Origin of the sequence: Chimaeribacter coloradensis (assembly GCF_002858715.1) — a bacterium.
GTDB classification, from domain to species: Bacteria; Pseudomonadota; Gammaproteobacteria; order Enterobacterales; family Enterobacteriaceae; genus Chimaeribacter; species Chimaeribacter coloradensis.
Window position 1 is genome coordinate 341,480 of the sequence record NZ_PJZH01000001.1, and the last position, 18,095, is coordinate 359,574.

16 protein-coding genes are annotated in these 18,095 nt (G+C 60.9%); 8 read left to right on the forward strand and 8 right to left on the reverse strand.

Going from position 1 to position 18,095, the window contains the following annotated elements:
- The first annotated feature begins 339 nt into the window (after positions 1–339).
- Complete coding sequence (locus CYR32_RS01575) at positions 340–1,887, forward strand: TerC family protein (RefSeq protein ID WP_101821857.1); 1,548 nt, start codon at positions 340–342, stop codon at positions 1,885–1,887.
- A gap of 50 nt (positions 1,888–1,937) precedes the next feature.
- On the opposite strand, the gene CYR32_RS01580 is transcribed toward CYR32_RS01575, so the two are convergent.
- From CYR32_RS01580 to pabB, 4 genes are all read right to left on the reverse strand, one after another.
- Positions 1,938–3,515, reverse strand: a complete 1,578-nt coding sequence (locus CYR32_RS01580; RefSeq protein WP_101821859.1) for an EAL domain-containing protein — start codon at positions 3,513–3,515, stop codon at positions 1,938–1,940.
- A gap of 340 nt (positions 3,516–3,855) precedes the next feature.
- Positions 3,856–5,220, reverse strand: a complete 1,365-nt coding sequence (gene sdaA / locus CYR32_RS01585) for an L-serine ammonia-lyase (protein ID WP_101821862.1) — start codon at positions 5,218–5,220, stop codon at positions 3,856–3,858.
- A gap of 339 nt (positions 5,221–5,559) precedes the next feature.
- The gene (locus CYR32_RS01590; protein ID WP_241523723.1) at positions 5,560–6,168 is read right to left on the reverse strand and encodes a CoA pyrophosphatase; all 609 of its coding nucleotides are present in this window, start codon (positions 6,166–6,168) and stop codon (positions 5,560–5,562) included.
- Positions 6,165–7,550, reverse strand: a complete 1,386-nt coding sequence (gene pabB, locus CYR32_RS01595; RefSeq protein WP_101821866.1) for an aminodeoxychorismate synthase component 1 — start codon at positions 7,548–7,550, stop codon at positions 6,165–6,167. The genes CYR32_RS01590 and pabB overlap by 4 nt, the downstream gene beginning before the upstream one ends.
- Before the next feature lie 148 nt (positions 7,551–7,698).
- Here pabB and CYR32_RS01600 point away from each other — a divergent pair, with 148 nt between their 5' ends.
- Positions 7,699–7,941, forward strand: coding sequence for a YoaH family protein (locus CYR32_RS01600; protein ID WP_101821868.1), 243 nt, complete (start codon positions 7,699–7,701; stop codon positions 7,939–7,941).
- Between the two features lie 60 nt (positions 7,942–8,001).
- On the opposite strand, the gene purT is transcribed toward CYR32_RS01600, so the two are convergent.
- Positions 8,002–9,180: a formate-dependent phosphoribosylglycinamide formyltransferase gene (purT, locus tag CYR32_RS01605; protein WP_101821870.1), complete on the reverse strand. Its 1,179-nt coding sequence runs from the start codon at positions 9,178–9,180 to the stop codon at positions 8,002–8,004.
- 452 nt (positions 9,181–9,632) lie between these two features.
- Between purT and dbpA the strand changes: the two genes are divergently transcribed.
- The 4 genes from dbpA to CYR32_RS01625 all read left to right on the forward strand — a co-directional run bounded on the left by dbpA (position 9,633) and on the right by CYR32_RS01625 (position 13,985).
- Positions 9,633–11,015 carry an ATP-dependent RNA helicase DbpA gene (gene dbpA, locus CYR32_RS01610; protein WP_101821872.1) on the forward strand — a complete coding sequence of 461 codons (1,383 nt, stop codon included), beginning with the start codon at positions 9,633–9,635 and terminating at the stop codon, positions 11,013–11,015.
- 112 nt (positions 11,016–11,127) lie between these two features.
- Positions 11,128–11,457, forward strand: coding sequence for a YebG family protein (locus CYR32_RS01615; RefSeq protein ID WP_101821874.1), 330 nt, complete (start codon positions 11,128–11,130; stop codon positions 11,455–11,457).
- A gap of 25 nt (positions 11,458–11,482) precedes the next feature.
- On the forward strand, positions 11,483–11,788 hold the full coding sequence (yqfB, locus tag CYR32_RS01620) for a N(4)-acetylcytidine aminohydrolase (protein ID WP_101821876.1): 306 nt from the start codon (positions 11,483–11,485) through the stop codon (positions 11,786–11,788).
- Positions 11,789–11,945: 157 nt separating this feature from the next.
- Complete coding sequence (locus tag CYR32_RS01625; protein WP_101821878.1) at positions 11,946–13,985, forward strand: S9 family peptidase; 2,040 nt, start codon at positions 11,946–11,948, stop codon at positions 13,983–13,985.
- A 70-nt stretch (positions 13,986–14,055) separates the two neighbouring features.
- Here the strand turns inward: CYR32_RS01625 and exoX are convergent, their stop codons facing one another.
- The gene (gene exoX, locus CYR32_RS01630) at positions 14,056–14,718 is read right to left on the reverse strand and encodes an exodeoxyribonuclease X (RefSeq protein ID WP_101821880.1); all 663 of its coding nucleotides are present in this window, start codon (positions 14,716–14,718) and stop codon (positions 14,056–14,058) included.
- Positions 14,719–14,745: 27 nt separating this feature from the next.
- A complete protein-coding gene (locus CYR32_RS01635) occupies positions 14,746–15,498 on the reverse strand; it encodes a carbon-nitrogen hydrolase family protein (RefSeq protein ID WP_101821882.1) in 753 nt (250 codons plus the stop codon).
- Positions 15,499–15,942: 444 nt separating this feature from the next.
- Here CYR32_RS01635 and pip point away from each other — a divergent pair, with 444 nt between their 5' ends.
- Positions 15,943–16,899 (forward strand): prolyl aminopeptidase, encoded by a 957-nt coding sequence (pip, locus tag CYR32_RS01640; protein ID WP_101821884.1) that lies wholly within the window; start codon positions 15,943–15,945, stop codon positions 16,897–16,899.
- 27 nt (positions 16,900–16,926) lie between these two features.
- On the opposite strand, the gene CYR32_RS01645 is transcribed toward pip, so the two are convergent.
- A complete protein-coding gene (locus CYR32_RS01645; protein ID WP_101821886.1) occupies positions 16,927–17,157 on the reverse strand; it encodes a DNA polymerase III subunit theta in 231 nt (76 codons plus the stop codon).
- A gap of 357 nt (positions 17,158–17,514) precedes the next feature.
- On the opposite strand from CYR32_RS01645, the gene ftnA reads away from it, so the two are divergent.
- Positions 17,515–18,024 carry a non-heme ferritin gene (ftnA, locus tag CYR32_RS01650; protein WP_101821888.1) on the forward strand — a complete coding sequence of 170 codons (510 nt, stop codon included), beginning with the start codon at positions 17,515–17,517 and terminating at the stop codon, positions 18,022–18,024.
- Positions 18,025–18,095: the final 71 nt, after the last annotated feature.

Genomic DNA, 18,095 nt, shown 5'->3' on the forward strand with positions numbered 1-18,095 from the left:
AAGGCGGCGCTAAAATCACCTGAGGTGTTACAAACTAATTCAAATGGTAAGATCAGATGGTAGTCGCGTTTTAAAAATCCTGTTACAGTGCTGTTTCTTATTTTAATGAGGAGTGAAGGGGTCAACCCCACCTTATGGACCGTCACCGAAGTCGCTTTACCTTTAACGATTGTGTTTCCACGCCCCGCTGCGGCACGCACACGATCGCCCGCTCACTGTTGTTACCCTGTACTTCCCCCGTATATGTCCGCTGTAATGCCCCGCTGCGCCTGACGCGGCGTGCTGCTGCACGGCATCCGGCCGCTGCCCGCCTGACCTGTTCTTATTCTGGAGCCTGATATGGAATTTTTGCTTGATCCCTCAATCTGGGCGGGTTTACTGACGCTGGTGGTGTTGGAAATTGTCCTGGGTATCGACAACCTGGTGTTTATCGCCATTCTCGCGGACAAACTGCCGCCGCATCAGCGTGACAAGGCGCGGCTTATCGGCCTGTCGCTGGCGCTGGTCATGCGCCTTGGCCTGCTGTCGCTGATCTCCTGGCTGGTACGGCTCACTGCGCCGCTGTTCTCCATCGGCAGCCTGAGCTTCTCGGGGCGTGACCTGATTCTGCTGCTGGGCGGGGTGTTCCTGCTGTTCAAAGCCACCACCGAGCTGCACGAGCGGCTGGAGGGGCACGACCACAGCGCCGGGAACAACCGCGGCTACGCCAGCTTCTGGCTGGTGGTGTTCCAGATCGTGGTGCTGGATGCGGTCTTCTCGCTGGATGCGGTGATCACCGCCGTCGGCATGGTGGACAACCTGGCCGTGATGATGACCGCGGTGGTGATCGCGATGGGGGTGATGCTGCTGGCGTCGAAATCCCTGACCCGCTTCGTCAATGCCCACCCGACGGTGGTGGTGCTCTGCCTCAGCTTCCTGCTGATGATCGGCCTCAGCCTGGTGGCGGAAGGGTTTGGTTTCCACATCCCGAAAGGGTACCTCTACGCGGCAATCGGCTTCTCCATCGTGATTGAGCTGTTTAACCAGGTGGCGCGCCGCAACTTCATCAAGCATGAATCGCGCCGCCCGCGCCGTGAACGCACCGCCGAGGCGATCCTGCGCCTGATGGGCGGCCGCCGCCAGGATGCCGACCCGCAGCAGCCGGAGAGCGACGTCCCGGCCGGGGCCTTTGCGGAAGAGGAGCGCTATATGATCAGCGGCGTTCTGACGCTGGCCTCGCGCTCGCTGCGCAGCATCATGACCCCGCGCACCGAAATCTCCTGGGTGGACTGCGATCGGGAGCCGGAGGCGATCCGCCTTCAGCTGCTGGATACGCCGCACAGCCTGTTCCCGATCTGCCGCGGCTCGCTGGATGAGGTGATCGGGGTAGTGCGCGCCAAGGATCTGCTGGTGGCGCTGGAGCAGGGGGAGGACATTGTCGCCTTCGCGGCCCGGACCCCGCCGATCATCGTGCCGGAGACCATGGACGTCATCAACCTGCTGGCCGTGCTGCGCCGTGCCAAAGGGCGGCTGGTGGTGGTGAGTAACGAGTTCGGGGTGATTCAGGGGCTGGTGACGCCGCTGGATGTGCTGGAAGCGATTGCCGGCGAATTCCCGGATGAAGATGAAACCCCGGACATCGTGCCCGAGGGGCGCGGCTGGCTGGTGAAAGGCGGGGCGGATGTCCACTCGCTGGAGCAGGCGCTGGATTGTTCGGAGCTGGTCAGCCCGTCCGAGGACTACGCCTCACTGGCCGGTCTGCTGCTTTCCCACATGGGGCAGATGCCGCAGGCCGGGGAAGTGCTGGAGCTGCACCGTTTCCGCTTCGAGATCCGCGCCGTGTCCGACTACCGCATCGATCTGGTCTACGTTGAAGCGCTCCCGGAGCAGGAGCCGGTTCAGGCATAACCCTCTCAGGCCGCGGCACCCGCCGCGGCCTTTTCGTTTCTCTTTCCGCGTTATGCCTCGTTTTCCCCTGCCGCCGGGTCGCCATGAAATGCCGCCAGCCAGGCCGGGAAATCCTGGATCGGCAGCGGCCGGGCATAGTAATAGCCCTGTACCGCCTCCACCTGCCGCTCACGCAAATAGGCGATCTGCTCAGCGGTTTCCACCCCTTCCACCACCAGCTTCAGCTTCAGGCGCTGTGCCAGCGTAATGATCATATCCGTGACCGTGGCATTCACCGCATCGGTGCCGATGGCGGCGGTAAAAGACTGATCGATCTTCAGCACATCCGGGTTCAGCCCTTTCAGGTAGCTCAGGGAGTTATGGCCGGTGCCGAAATCATCAATCGCCAGCAGCACACCCAGCGCTTTCAGCCGGTGGATCTGGTTGCCGTCAATATCCGTTAACCGGCTGCGTTCGGTCAGCTCAATCATCAGCGTCGCCGACGGCTGTTTCGCCAGCCAGACCTGCTCAACATCCTGCAAAATCTGCTGCTGGTGGAAGTGACGCGAATCCACATTCACGCTGATGTAAAACGCCGGGTCCTGCGGGAACAGCGCGAAATTCTCCGCCACCTGCGCCATCAGGTAGCGGGTCAGCGGCACAATCAGCGCATGCTGTTCCGCAAGGGGGATAAACACATCCGGCGGCACCGGCCCGAAGCGCGGGCTGTTCCAGCGCAGCAGCGTCTCAATGCCGACACAGCGGCCGCTGTGGCAGTTAACAATCGGCTGGCAAAAGATGGCGAACTCCTCGCGCGCCAGCGCATGGCTCAGCGGGTGGGCCAGGCTCATGCGCGTCCCGGCGGCGACATAGACCGCCGCCATCACCAGCAGGCTGATCAGCAGAGCCAGCGGCAGGTGGCTGAGCAGCTGCGCCAATGCCAGCTGGTAGGCCGGGCGGGCATAGAGCGAGATAGAGAACGGGTAGTGCGGCGAGTGGTGGGTATATTGCGGCAGGCCGCTCAGCTGCACCTGCGGGGTCAGGCCGTTTTTATGGTATTCCAGGCTGTTGCCGGAGACGTTCAGCACCAGCCGGTCCGCGTAGGGCGGCTGCGGTTCCAGCAGGAAACGCGCCAGCAAACGGATATTAAAGGTATAGATCTGGCCGCTGTCGTCATTTGGGCCGAAGGGCTTCCACATCAGCATCAGCGGCTCGCCGCGGTTAAGGCCGGGGGTGCTGCGCAGCGCCAGCTGCTTTTCATGGTCCGGCAGATCCGGCAACACGCTGCTGAACGGCAGGTTCAGCGGGCCGATCAGGCTGGAGCAAATCAGCATCCCGTCACGCACCAGCACAATTGACCGCAACGTCTGGAGGTCGGCCGCCTGCCGCAGCAGCTTCAGCTGGATCTGCGGGCAGGGCATGCCATAGAAGGCGTCATAGCCGAGCGGCGAGCGGTCCACCGGCCAGATCAGCATATCCAGTTGCTGTGCGGTATGGGCGACCAGCGTCTGCTGGGCGGCGGCGATGCGGCGGCTCTCCTCATAAAAACGCAGGCCAAGGATAATCAGTAATGACAACAGGCCGATGCCGGCGGCAAGGCCCCAGCGGTAAAGGCGGTATTTGGCACTGGTATGGTCGGGTGTCAGCATAGGGTTCCTTTATAAAAAACAGCCGGCAATCCATAAACGGGGCACAGACGATCCGCCGTACAAGGACAGCGCCGGTGACGGCTCCCTGATGACACCTGACCTCATACCGAGGGCAGAAAAAAGCGGCGGGCGGGCCGCAACCTACAGGCAATGCAGGGGGTTATTATTTTGGGGCTGCCTGTCTGAAACATGAGTAATAGTGATACAAAATTAGCAGGCCAGCCAGAAAATGGCCGAAAGAATCAGGCAAGGCGCGGGGGGAGGGGAAAGAGGCCGGGCAGCCGCAGGGGCGGCCCGGCAGAACGATTAATGGCGCTACAGGGTTAACCGGCCCGGAGGCTTAGTCACACTGGACTTTGATCGCCAGGCCGCCGCGTGAGGTTTCACGGTATTTGGCGTTCATGTCTTTGCCGGTCTCGTACATGGTTTCAATCACCTTATCCAGCGAGACGCGCGGCGCGCTGGTGCGGCGCATCGCCATCCGCGCGGCGTTGATCGCTTTCACCGAGGCGATGGCGTTACGCTCAATGCACGGCACCTGCACCTGGCCGCCGACCGGGTCGCAGGTCAGCCCCAGGTTGTGCTCCATGCCGATCTCCGCCGCCACGCACACCTGCTCCGGGCTGGCCCCCAGCAGCTCTGCCAGACCGGCCGCCGCCATCGAACAGGCAACACCGACCTCGCCCTGGCAGCCCACTTCCGCGCCGGAAATAGAGGCGTTCATCTTATACAGCGCGCCAATTACGCCGGAAGCCATAAAGTAGCGGATGTAAATCTCCGGCGTCACCGGCTCAATAAAGTGGTCGTAATAGGCCAGCACCGCCGGCACGATGCCGCAGGCGCCGTTGGTCGGGGCCGTGACCACCCGGCCTCCGGCGGCGTTCTCTTCATTGACCGCCAGCGCGAACATATTCACCCAGTCAATCACGTTCATCGGGTCACTGGAGAGCTTGTCCGAGGAGACCAGCATCCGGCGCAGGGCGGAGGCGCGGCGCGGCACCCGCAGCGGGCCGGGCAGGACGCCCTCGGTGTTCAGGCCGCGGTCGATGCAGGCACGCATGGTCTGCCAGATCTGGCTGAAGTAGCGCTCGATCGCCTCTTTGCCGTGCAGGGCCAGTTCGTTCTGCATCACCAGGCCCGAGAGCGACAGCCCGGTCTCGCGGCAGTGCGCCAGCAGGTCACTGGCGTGGCTGACCGGGTAGGGCACGCTGACCGCCTGCTGATCTGCCTGGCCGAAATGCTCCGCATCCACGATAAAGCCGCCGCCGATGGAGTAGTAGGTTTTGCTGTAGAGCAGCGCGTCGCCGGCGAACGCGTGGATCTGCATCCCGTTTTCGTGCAGCGGCAGGTTGTCCTGGCGGAACACCATGCCGGTGTCACGCGGGAACTCCACCTCGTGGCGGCCATTGGCCAGCAGCAGGCGCTGGCGCGCCTCCACATCACGGATAAAGGCCGGAATGCCGTCAATATCCACGCTGTCCGGCAGGTTACCGGCCAGGCCGAGGATAATGGCGATGTCCGTATGGTGGCCTTTCCCGGTCAGGGAGAGGGAGCCGTAGACCTCCACGGCAATACGGGTCACGGCAGGCAGAAGATCGCGGCTGACGAGATCGTCAACAAACTGTTTGCCCGCTTTCATCGGCCCCACGGTATGGGAACTCGACGGGCCAATGCCGATCTTAAACATGTCGAAAACGCTGATCACGCTGAAACTCCTTCAGGGGAAACGGGGCGACTGGTGTAAAAATAACCAGAGGATTGCTTGTTTAGTGTAGTGAGGTTACCCGGCCTGCCACTGCTTTTTCGCATGAGATTACCTAATGGCAAGCGCAAACCCCGGCTGAGAAAATGCTGCCATAAAACAGCGTGACGGCGGCAGTTACCAGTTTCTCGTACAAAAATCAGGGGCTTTTACAGTAGCAAATCATGGCAGGGGGCTAATATACAGAAGATTACCATAAATACGGTGATAAAGATCGCCTTCCTGACAGCCACTCAGAAAAAGTGCGCACAAAAAAGGCGGATCTTAAGGATGTTGTGGCGGTTAACCGGCGTTCAAAGAGGGATTCATGCTGGCGGTCTCTTCCGGGCGGCCCACATGCTGGGAAAGCTCACGGATAATCCCGGCCGTCATGCCCCAGACAAACTGATGCTGATACCAGCTCAGGTAGATGCGGTGGCGGATGCCGCGCCGCTCAATCTCCAGCGGGGTATAGCGCGAGAGCCGCAGGGCCTCCTGCAACGGCATCTCAAAGATGTCCGCCACCTCCTCCGCATTCGGCACCAGCGGCGTCTCCGGCGGGATCAGCCCCACCACCGGCGTGACCTGAAACCCGGTGGAACTCTCGACCGGCCCCAGCATCCCCAGCACCCGCACAGAGGCGGGCGGAATACCGACCTCTTCATGCGCCTCGCGCAGCGCCGTGGCGATCAGGGAGGCGTCATCCGGGTCGGCCGAGCCGCCGGGGAACGCCACCTGCCCGGCATGTTTACGCAAGGTATCGGCGCGCCGGGTCAGCAGCAGCGTCGGCTCCGGGCGGCAGACCACCGGCAGCAGCACGGCGGCCTGGCGCACATCACGCAGCGGCCGCGCCGGGGCGGGCTGTTGCAGCATAAAACGGGTAATAAACTCATCCAGCGTATAGTCGCTCATTTCGCCGTCTCCTCCCGGCATTCCGGTACCGGGCGCAGCTGCGGCAGAATGCGCGCCACCTTGTCAAAGGTCTCCTGATACTCGGCCTGTTCATCGCTGTCAGCGACGATGCCGCCGCCCGCCCAGCAGTGCAGGCGGCCCGCCTCGGCCAGCAGGGTACGGATGGTGATGTTGGTGTCCATGGTGCCGCACAGGCTGAGGTAGCCGATGCTGCCGCAATAGGCGTTGCGCCGCTGCGGCTCCAGTTCCTCAATAATCTGCATCGCCCGTACTTTGGGCGCGCCGGTGATGGAGCCGCCGGGGAAACAGGCGCGCAGCAGGTCTGCGGCGTGGCGGTCTGCCGGCAGCCGGGCGGTGATGGTACTCACCAGGTGGTGTACCGCCGGGAACGGCTCGACCACAAACAACTCCGGCACCCGCACGCTGCCCGGCTCCGCTACCCGGCCGATGTCATTACGCAGCAGATCGACAATCATCAGGTTTTCTGCCCGGTCTTTCTCCGAGGCCGCCAGCCGCGCCGCCTGTTGCGCGTCCTCTGCCGGGTCAGGGCGCCGCGGCAGGGTGCCTTTGATCGGCCGGGTCTGGATGTTGTGTTCCGCCAGCCACAGGAAGCGCTCCGGCGAGACGCTCAGCACCGCCTGATCCGGCAGCCGCAAAAAGGCGGAGAACGGCGCGCGGTTACTGGCGTTGAGGCGGGTAAATGCCGCCCATTCGCTGCCCTGGTAGGGCGCGGTAAAGCGCTGGGTAAGGTTGATCTGGTAGCAGTCGCCGCTGCGCAGGTAAGCCTGCACCTGGCGGAAGCGCTCGCCATAAGCCTGGCGGCTCAGGTTGGCCTGCCACTCGCCGTTGAGCTGAAAATCATCCGCCGGGGCGGGCAGGGCGGCCTGTGCCTCCAGCCAGGCCAGCCGGGCCGTCAGGTCGCCGTGGCACACCAGCGTTAACCGCTGGCGGTGATGGTCGGCGATCAACGCCCAGTCATAAATCCCCACGGCCATGTCCGGCGCGGCGAGATCCTGCTCAGCCAGGCTGGGCAGCACCTCGACCCGGCGGCCCAGATCGTAACCAAACAGCCCCAGCGCGCCGCCCACAAACGGCAGGTCAGCATCCGGCGTGGCCGGCAGCGCCAGTGACGCCATCGCCTCTGCCACCAACTGAAAAGGATCATCCGGGCTGCTGCGTTCGCCCTCTGCGCCGGTCATCCGCGTCTCTTCGCCGCGGGTCACCAGCGTGATGCGCGGGTCAGCCACCAGAATATCGAACCGGTTATGCAGGTGGTCAGCCCGGCCGGAGTGCAGCAGCATCGCCCACGGGCGGCCGGAAAGGGGGGCAAAGCGCGTCAGCAGCGCATCGGGGGTGTAAGTCAGGGTTTGGGTAGCGTACATGGTCTCGGGCAGGCCGGGCAGCGGAAAAGAGTCGCCCAGCCTACCACAGAACCGCGGCGGGTGAAAAAGGGTGGCCCGCGCTCACCATGCCGGTAGGCCATCAGGCCGCCGGCGCGTATACTGTGCCGGTCAACAGAGGAGACGAACCATGCAAGCGGGTATGCCGGCACTTTCACATCAGGAGCAGCAACAGGCTGCAGAGCGCATCCATCAGCTGATGGAGGAGGGGATGAGCAGCGGCCAGGCGATCGCCGTGGTGGCGCAGGAGATCCGGGAATCCCATCAGGGCGGGCAGGTTGCGGTGCGCTTTGAGGATGACGAGCCTGACGACGAGGATCAGGACGCAGAAGATGAAGAAGACGAAGATGACGAGGATGACCACGGTTATTAACCGGGGGATCTGCTGAGAGAACGGGCGCCGACGCGCCCGTTTTTTTATGCAGCCGGGCGGTCAGCCACTGACGGTGACGGCGGCGGCGGCCTGCACCGCCCGCGCCACGGCCTGTTCCACGCTGTCACCGGTGGCCAGCACAACCCCTAAACGGCGGGTACCGGCAATCTCCGGCTTGCCGAACAGGCGGAGCTGGTTATGCCCGGTCAGCGCCTGGCCGACGTCGCTGAAACGCACATCGCTGCTGGTCAGGGAGGGCAGGATCACCGCCGATGCAGACGGCCCGAACTGGCGGATTTGGCCCACCGGCAGGCCGAGGAAGGCGCGCACGTGCAGGGCGAATTCCGACAGATCCTGTGAAATCAGTGTCACCATGCCGGTGTCGTGCGGGCGCGGCGAGACTTCGCTGAAGATCACTTCATCCCCACAGACAAACAGCTCCACGCCAAACAGCCCGCGGCCGCCCAGCGCTGTCACCACTTTCTCAGCAATCGCCTGCGCGCGTTGCAGCGCCAGGGCGCTCATCTGCTGCGGCTGCCAGGATTCACGGTAGTCGCCTTCTTCCTGACGGTGGCCGATCGGGTCGCAGAAATGGATGCCGTCCACGGCGCTGATGGTCAGCAAGGTGATCTCAAAATCAAAACGCACCAGCCCTTCGACAATCACCCGGCCACCGCCGGCGCGGCCGCCCTGCTGGGCATACTCCCAGGCTGCCTGCAGCTGTGACGCCTCGCGGATCAGGCTCTGGCCCTTGCCGGAGGAGCTCATCACCGGCTTGATGATGCAGGGCAGGCCGATCGCCTCCACCGCCTGCCGGAAGGCGCTTTCGCTGTCGGCAAACTGGTAGGTGGAGGTAGGCAGCCCCAGCGTTTCAGCAGCCAGGCGGCGGATGCCTTCACGGTTCATGGTCAGGCGGGTGGCTTCCGCGCAAGGCACCACGTTGTGGCCCTGCTGCTCCAGCTCCACCAGCATTGAGGTGGCGATGGCCTCAATCTCCGGCACGATAAAGTCAGGGCGCTCATGCTCAATCACCGCCCGCAGCGCGTCACCATCCAGCATGTTAATCACATGGCTGCGGTGGGCAACGTGCATCGCCGGGGCATCGGCGTAGCGGTCAACGGCAATCACCTCCAGGCCAAGGCGCTGGCATTCGATGGCCACTTCTTTACCGAGTTCACCGGAACCCAGCAGCATAACGCGGGTGGCAGAGGGGCGCAGGGCAGTTCCAAGGATCAACATGACTTACCTATTCAGTTACGGGGTTAACGGATAAGAGGAAACGGCGCGCAGTATAAACGAAAACGTTTGCGTGGTCACTGCCATCGCGGTTGCCATCCTGAAAATGCGCGTCCTGCCCTCCCTCCGCCGCCGGTATTCCCACAGACAACTATCAGGCCACGGGCCGTCGGCAACAGGGCAGGGCGCAGGGCGTGTATCGCGTAACCGGCCGGGCGGCGCTGTTTTTACCGGCATTTTTTATCGGCACGCTGTGTAGCTGCCATGCTTTACCGCAGCGGCAGCCCGTCACCTCAGGCCCGAAGAATAAACCTGTTTTTTGCTGCGGTTTTTTTCGCCACTTTCAGCCACCATTAACACGCAGGGCACCGGCTCTGTTATGATGGGCGTTTGCTGGAACTGACTGTATAGCAGCACACTCCCGCCTCCTTCTGATTACCATAAGAGTTACTGTCTTGAGCACACTTTCATTTTCTTCCCTGCCGCTGCCGGCGGAGCAACTCGCCAACCTGGCGGAACTCGGTTATGCCACCATGACCCCGGTACAGGCGGCCTCCCTGCCGGCTATTCTCAGCGGGCGCGACGTCCGCGCCAAAGCCCAGACCGGCAGCGGTAAAACCGCCGCGTTCGGCATCGGCTTGCTGGACAAGATTGTGGCCGGGCAGTACGTCACCCAGGCGCTGGTGTTATGCCCGACGCGTGAGCTGGCAGACCAGGTCAGCAAAGAGCTGCGCCGCCTGGCCCGCTTCACCCAGAACATCAAAATCCTGACCCTGTGCGGCGGCCAGCCGATGGGCCCGCAGCTCGACTCCCTGGTGCATCCGCCGCATATCGTGGTCGGCACGCCGGGGCGCATTCAGGAGCACCTGCGCAAACAGACCCTCTCCCTCGATGCCCTGCGCATGCTGGTGCTGGATGAAGCAGATCGGATGCTGGACATGGGCTTCAGCGATGACATCGACGAGGTGATCCGCTACACCCCGCCAAAACGCCAGACGCTGCTCTTCTCTGCCACCTACCCGGAAGGCATCGACCGCATCAGCGCCCGTGTGCAGCAGGCACCGCTGGATGTGGAGATCGCCGCTGCCGAAGAGCAGACCACCATTGAGCAGATCTTTGTCGAGACCACCCGCGAAAAACGGCTGCGGCTGCTCACCGGCACCCTGCGCCACTATCAGCCCACCTCCTGCGTGGTGTTCTGCAACACCAAACGCGACTGCCAGGAGGTCTATGAGGCGCTGGCGGATGAAAACATCAGCGCCCTGGCGCTGCATGGCGACCTGGAGCAGCGCGACCGTGACCAGGTGCTGGTGCGTTTCGCCAACCGCAGCTGCCGCGTGCTGGTGGCTACCGATGTGGCCGCGCGCGGGCTGGACATCAAAGACCTGGAACTGGTCGTCAACTATGAGCTCTCCTTCGACCCGGAAGTGCACGTCCACCGCATCGGCCGTACCGGCCGCGCCGGGATGCGCGGCACCGCAGTAAGCTTCTGCACGCCGCAGGAGATGGTGCGCGTGCACGCGCTGGAGGATTACCTCTCCCTGAAACCCCTGTGGCAACCGGCCGAGAAGCTGCTCGCCAGCCCACCGGCAGCGCTTGAGCCGGAGATGGCGACCCTCTGCATCGACGGCGGCCGTAAGGCGAAAATCCGCCCCGGTGACATCCTGGGCGCGCTCACCGGTGACGCCGGGCTGACGGCGGCGGAAGTGGGCAAAATCGACATGTTCCCGGTCCATGCCTATGTGGCCATCCGCCGGGCCAGCGCCCGCCGGGCGTTGTCGCAGCTGCAGCAAGGTAAAATCAAAGGCAAAAGCTGTAAAGCCCGATTATTGAAGTAGTTTTTCTTTTGCGAGGCAGGTTCCGGAATGTGTAAAAGGGCTTGCCTCTGCGCCCCGATTTACTTAAACTGTATATTCATACAGTAGTGTGCCATTAAGAGGATTATCACTCATGACGGTTGAAGTAAAATATGTCGTGGTGCGACAAGGCGAGGAAAAGATGACGTTTGCGACCAAGAAAGAAGCTGACGCTTACGACAAAATGCTGGATCTGGCCGATACCCTGTCTGAATGGCTGGCCCATTCTGCGCTGGAGATGGAAGAGAGTGAGCGCGAGCAGCTGAGCTTCTTCCTGGCGGAACATAAAGACCCGCTGGCGCAGCTGCTGCGGGGCGGTTCGCTGGAGAGCGTGCTGGCCACAGGCGAAGAGGCCGCAGAACCTGCGCGCCTGAAGCCCAAAAGCCGCGGCAAGGCCGCCGACAGTGACGAGCAGGCCGCCTGAGCCTGCGCCATCAGGGAGTGATGCCGTGATTCCGTTCACCTTCTACCGCCGCTTCGAAGCGGACATCCTGGCAGGCCGTAAAACCATCACCCTGCGTCACGGCAGCGAGGCTGACGTCGCGCCGGGTGATATTTTGCAGGTCTCACGCTATGAAGACGGCGTGTTCTTCTGCCGCCTGCGCGTGCTTGCCGTGACGCCGGTCGCCTTCTCCGCCCTGAATGATGCCCATGCCCGGCAGGAGAACATGACCCTTCCCGAACTGAAGCAGGTCATCCAGCGCATCTACCCCGGTATTGAGCACCTCACCTGCATTGAGTTCACCCTCTGTTAGGGTCTATCATTATTTTCGTTATTAATATGTTGCTACGGAGCGCCCGCGCTTCCGGCGCAGCATGACGTATGATGACCGTGCAGAAACGCCGGACGCCCGTCGCCCGCGCCCCGCATCTTTTCAGTCGGTTCATAATGGCAGTGCCAGGGATCAGTTCATGACCACACCACCAAAAGCAGAGAAACGCCCCCATCCAATCACCGTCCACGGTGATACCCGGATCGATAATTACTACTGGCTGCGTGACGATGACCGCACACGGCCTGAGGTGCTGGACTACCTGACGGCAGAGAATGCCTATACCGCGCAGGCCATGCAGCCCTACCAGCCGTTACGTGAAGCGCTCTATCAGGAGATGGTGGACCGCATTCCGCAGGAAGACGCCTCCGTGCCCTATGTGCGCCACGGCTTTCGCTACCAGACCCGCTACCAGCCCGGTAAAGAATACCCCCTCTACCTGCGCCAGCCCGCTGAGGCTGCTGCAGAGTGGGACGTGTTGCTGGATGCCAACGTACGCGCCGAAGGGCATGAGTTCTATACGCTGGGCGCGATGGAAGTCAGCCCGGATAACCGCCAGTTGGCTCTGGCCGAGGATTTTCTCTCCCGCCGGCAGTATGACATCCGCATCAAGCAGATCGGCAGTGACGACTGGGCCGATGAGGTGATCACCAACACCTCGGCCAGCGTTGAATGGGCCAATGATGCCCGCACGCTCTACTACGTGCGCAAACATGACAAAACCCTGCTGCCGTACCAGGTCTACCGCCATGTGGTAGGCAGTGACCCGGCCGGGGACACCCTGATCTACGAAGAGCAGGATGACACCTTCTACGTCGGCCTGGAGAAAACCACCTCCGAGCGCTTTATCCTGATTCACCTCAGCAGCACCACTACCTCCGAGATCCTGTTGCTGGATGCTGACCAGCCTGAGGCCGCGCCGCAGGTCTTTGCGCCGCGCCGCCGTGACCATGAGTACGCGCTCGATCACTATCAGGGCCGGTTCTATATCCGCTCCAACAAAGACGGCAAAAACTTCGGCCTCTACCGGGCAGAACAGCCGGAAGAAGCGCAGTGGCAGGCGGTGATCCCACCGCGTGACAACGTGATGCTGGAAGGCTTCAATCTGTTCCGTGACTGGCTGGTGGTGGAAGAGCGCAGTGAGGGGCTGACCCACCTGCGCCAGATCCACTGGCAGAGCGGCGAACAGAAAGAGATCCGCTTTGATGACCCGACCTACGTCACCTGGCTGGCGTACAACCCGGAGCCGGATACCCACCTGCTGCGCTATGGCTACTCCTCGATGACCACGCCCAGCTCTATGTTTGAGGTCAACATGGAGACCGGCGAGCGCACCCTGCTGAAACAGCAGGAGGTGAAGAATTTTGACAGCAGCCGCTACGCCAGTGAGCGCCTGTGGGTCACCGCGCGGGACGGCGTCAGGGTGCCGGTGTCGCTGGTCTACCGGCGTGACCTGTTTACCCCGGGCAGCAACCCGCTGATGGTCTATGGCTACGGCTCTTACGGCAGCAGCATGGACCCGTCCTTCAGCACCAGCCGCCTCAGCCTGCTCGATCGCGGGTTTGTTTTCGCCCTTGCCCATATCCGCGGGGGCGGCGAACTGGGCCAGCAGTGGTATGAGGACGGCAAGCTGTTCAACAAGATGAACACCTTCCATGACTTTATCGATGTCACCCAGGCGCTGGTGGCGCAGCAGTATGGTGATGCGGGCAGGGTCTATGCGATGGGCGGCAGCGCCGGCGGCCTGTTGATGGGGGCGGTGATTAACCAGGCCGGGGAGCTGTATCACGGCATCGTGGCGCAGGTGCCGTTTGTGGATGTGGTGACCACCATGCTGGATGAGAGCATCCCGCTGACCACCGGCGAGTATGACGAGTGGGGCAACCCCAATCAGGAAGCGTACTACCGCTGCATGCTGGAATACAGCCCCTATGACCAGATCACGGCCAAGGCTTACCCGCATATGCTGGTGACCACCGGGCTGCATGACTCGCAGGTGCAATACTGGGAGCCGGCCAAGTGGGTGGCGAAATTGCGTGAGATGAAAACGGACGATAACCAGTTGCTGATGTACACCGACATGGATGCCGGGCATGGCGGCAAATCGGGCCGTTTCAAAGCTTACGAGGATATTGCCATGGAGTATGCCTTCGTGCTGGCGCTGAGCCAGGCGTCCTGAGGGCAGGCGGCGGCATACGCCGCCGCATCCCCCGTCAGGCCTGCCGTGGGCCTGAAGAAAGGCCTGTCATTCAGGGGGCCAGATAGTGGTTGAGCGTATAGCGCATGTCGGGGCTGAGATCGTCGATCGATTTCAGCATCCAGCGCAGATAGGCGGGGTCTTCCTGGGCCACGGTTTCAATCGGGCGGCCACGGTATTTACCGAATTTCATGGTACGCAGCAGCACGGGCTGCGCTGTGATCGCTACCATCTCTTCGGCGCTCCAGCCGGTCTCCTGCATAATGCGCTGCAACAGCGCGGCGGTGACGTAGCTGTCATACAGCGCGCGGTGCGGGTAGAGCCCTTCTGGCACGTCCACTTTCAGCCGCAGGGCGTAGCGTAAATGCTGATTACTGTATTTCAGGCCGGGAAACGCCTGCCGGGCCAGTTTTACCGTACAGATCCAGCGGCCATGCATTTCCGGCAGCATGGCGCGGTCAAACGCCGCATTATGGGCCACGTAGTAAGGGCTGCCGTGATAACGGCCGATGACCTTCGCAATCCGCGGTTTGCCTTCCACCATCTCCTCGGTAATGTGGTGTATCGCCATCGCCTCAATACTGATTGGGCGATCGGGTGAGACCAGATCGCTCATCGGGTTCACGATCTGCCCGTCAACCAAATCCACAGACGCTATCTCGACCACGCCGCCATCCAGGCCACAGGTTTCAGTATCAATGACTCGCAGGGTCATAGGCGCTCCTTTTTTGTAAGCCTCGGTCTACTCTAATGATAATACATGCCCTTGCCACTGCCCCTCATGGCGGGTGCCGACCACCAGCGCATTGCCGCGGCTGGGCGCGCGCGCAATGCAGCGGCCGCCTTCGGCCCAGATGGCGCTCTTGCCGGCCGGTTGCCAGCCGCCGGTATAACCGCCGTGGTTGGCCATCAGCACCGCCATCTGATGCTGCCGGGCGTAGGATTCCAGCGTCTCGGTATCTTCGCGGTAACCCTCTTCAGAAAACAGCACGCTCGCGGTATAGACCTGTGCCCCGGAAAGGGCCGCCTTCGCCGGATGGGACGGCACGCGCACATCGGCACAGATGGCCAGCCCCACCGGGTAGCCCTGCACCTGCACCAGCGGGCCGCCTTCGCCCTGCGAAAAGTAAGCCGGTTCATTCCCGGCAAGATGCTGCTTGGTGTAAGCATAAAGCGTGCCGTCGGCTTCACAGGTCACCGCGCCGATGCAGCAGGTGCCCCGGTCATCGGTAATAATGGGGGCGCCAAACACCACCGTCATGTTATGGCGTTGTGCATCCTGACGCAGCGGCTCAAGGCGGGGGTCGCCGAGCATCAGGGCCAGTTCCGGCGCATGGGAAATTTCATACCCGGTAATCGACAGTTCCGGGAAGATCAGCATGTTCACCTGTTCTTCGGCGGCCAGGGCGATAAACTCGCGATGTAACGAGACATTTTTCTCGATATCACATGGCACGCTGCAATATTGTGCCGCTGCAATAACAATCCGACTCATGCACTCAATCCTTTCGATATCAGAGACAATAAAAAAACCCGCCTGAGCGGGTTTAAGTACGCGGTTCAGCCGGACTCATTCTTGCGGATGCGCCTTTTTTGAACGTTTATCCGCCCGCTTTTCAGCTGGGGTTCTCAACGGCTTCTTCTTCGCATTCTTTTTGCTATCCATTCCCTTACTCATGGTGGCCTCTCTGTCGCGGTGGCTGGGTTGGTATGCACCCTTATTAACAGCTGATTAAGAAAATTTTTCAAGCGCTATTAACCTAAATTTTTAAAACTACCTGTTTTTTTTACGAACTCTTTTTGAGCAAAATGTAGCGCAACAGTGGCGACAAAATGGCCGAAAAAACCGGAATTGCTACATATAATTGCTAATTCATTGACGCAAATGTAACAATCGGTTTTAGTAACCGCTGGGATCAGGCAGATCGGAAAACAGCAGATGACGGTATTAAAGGGGTTATATCCGCCTATCAAAGCTTACGCCAGCGGGTGGCTGAACAGCGGTGACGGACATCAGATCTACTGGGAGCGCAGCGGCAACCCGGAAGGCAAACCGGCGGTGTTTATTCATGGCGGCCCCGGCGGCGGCTGCTCGCCGATCCACCGGCAGCTGTTTGACCCGGCGCACTACAATCTCACGCTGTTTGACCAGCGCGGCTGCGGCCGTTCCCGGCCTCACGCCAGCCTGGACAACAACACCACCTGGCACCTGATCGAAGACATGGAGAAGCTGCGGGAGATGGCCGGCGCGGAGCAATGGCTGGTGTTCGGCGGCTCCTGGGGCTCCACGCTGGGGCTGGCCTATGCCGAAACCCACCCTGAGCGCGTCAGTGAACTGGTGCTGCGCGGCATCTTCACCCTGCGCCGGCAGGAGCTGGATTGGTACTACCAGGACGGGGCCTCCCGCTTCTTCCCGGATAAGTGGCAGCGGGTGCTTTCTATATTGTCAGAAGAGGAACGCGGCGATGTGATTGGTGCCTACCGCCGCCGCCTGACGGGCAGCGACCCGGAGGTGCAGCTGGAGGCCGCGCGCCTCTGGAGCCTGTGGGAAGGGGAGACCGTGACGCTGATGCCGGCAGTGAATGCCGCCTCGTTTGGGGAAGATGATTTTGCGCTGGCTTTTGCCCGCATTGAAAACCACTACTTCAGCCACGGCGGTTTTCTTGAGCGGGACGATCAACTGCTGGAGAACGTTACCCGCATCCGCCATATCCCTGGGGTGATTGTGCATGGGCGCTACGATATGGCCTGTCAGGTACAGAATGCCTGGGATCTGGCCGCCCGCTGGCCGGAGGCGGAACTGCATATTATCGAGGGGGCGGGGCACTCCTTTGATGAACCGGGCATCCTGGATCGCCTGATCCGCGCCACCGACCAGTTTGCCGGCAAGGTGTAACCCCCGGCCCCGCCACCGGGGCCGCGTTTACTTCATTTTCGGTTCGTAAGGCAGGCGTGAATAGTTGTGCGATTCACTGCGGTAGAACGCCACGCGTTCGCGGAAGTAGGCGCGCAGCGCTTCCGGCTGCTCGCGCTCAACCAGTTCAGGCACCACCGGCATATTGTAACGCTCTTTAAAAGCGACGCCGGACGCAGCCAAATCTACGTTGATCCGGTTCATCTCATCGGGTGTCAGTTCAGCCAGGTTATATCCCATTCTTCTCTCCTGCCGGGCGTTGGTTATGCTGCGGCAAAAATAAAGCAAGCCCAGGCAAATGGCAAGGTGCAGCGCGCTGCCTCCAGGGCTGGGAAGCCGGCAGAAAAACACGGCAAGATAAAATATAAATAAGAACGATTCGTTTTACCCTATTTTCGGCAATGAAAACGCTTATCATTAAATAATAAACGGCGCAGAATGGTTGCTTGATTATTAAATAAAATAATAAGTATATTCAATGGGATAAAATTAACTTGCCGCATTTGTTAATCTTGTTGTTTCTAATTTAAAATAATCTCGGCATAATGCGCGAAATTATTAAATACGTCTTCGCCTGTTATTGATAAGGATGCTTATATGTTAAAGCCACAAATGGTCAGCCAGCTTAACGAGCAACTGAACCTGGAGTTCTATTCCGCTAACCTCTACCTGCAGATGAGTGCCTGGTGCAGTGATAAAGGTTTCGAGGGGGCGGCGGCTTTCCTGAAATCACATTCGCGTGAAGAGATGGAACATATGCAGCGCCTGTTTGATTACGTCAGTGACACCGGGGCCTTGCCGCTGCTCGGCACCATCGCCGCGCCGCCGGTTGAATTCGCCTCCCTGGCAGATATCTTCACCCTGACCTATGAACATGAGCAGCTGATTACCCGTAAAATCAACGAGCTGGCCCATCTGGCGATGACGCTGCAAGACTACTCCACTTTCCATTTCCTGCAATGGTATGTGGCTGAACAGCATGAAGAAGAGAAGCTGTTCAAATCCGTGCTCGACAAACTGGGCATGGTGAGCAATACCGGCAACGGCTTGTTTATTATTGATAAAGAATTAAAAAACATGACCCCGGGCACTGATCCGGCGGCGTAAGCATTTTGCGCGCATGTATTGGCCTGTACCCCCCGGTGCAGGCCTTTTTTTATGTGAAGAAATACCCCACC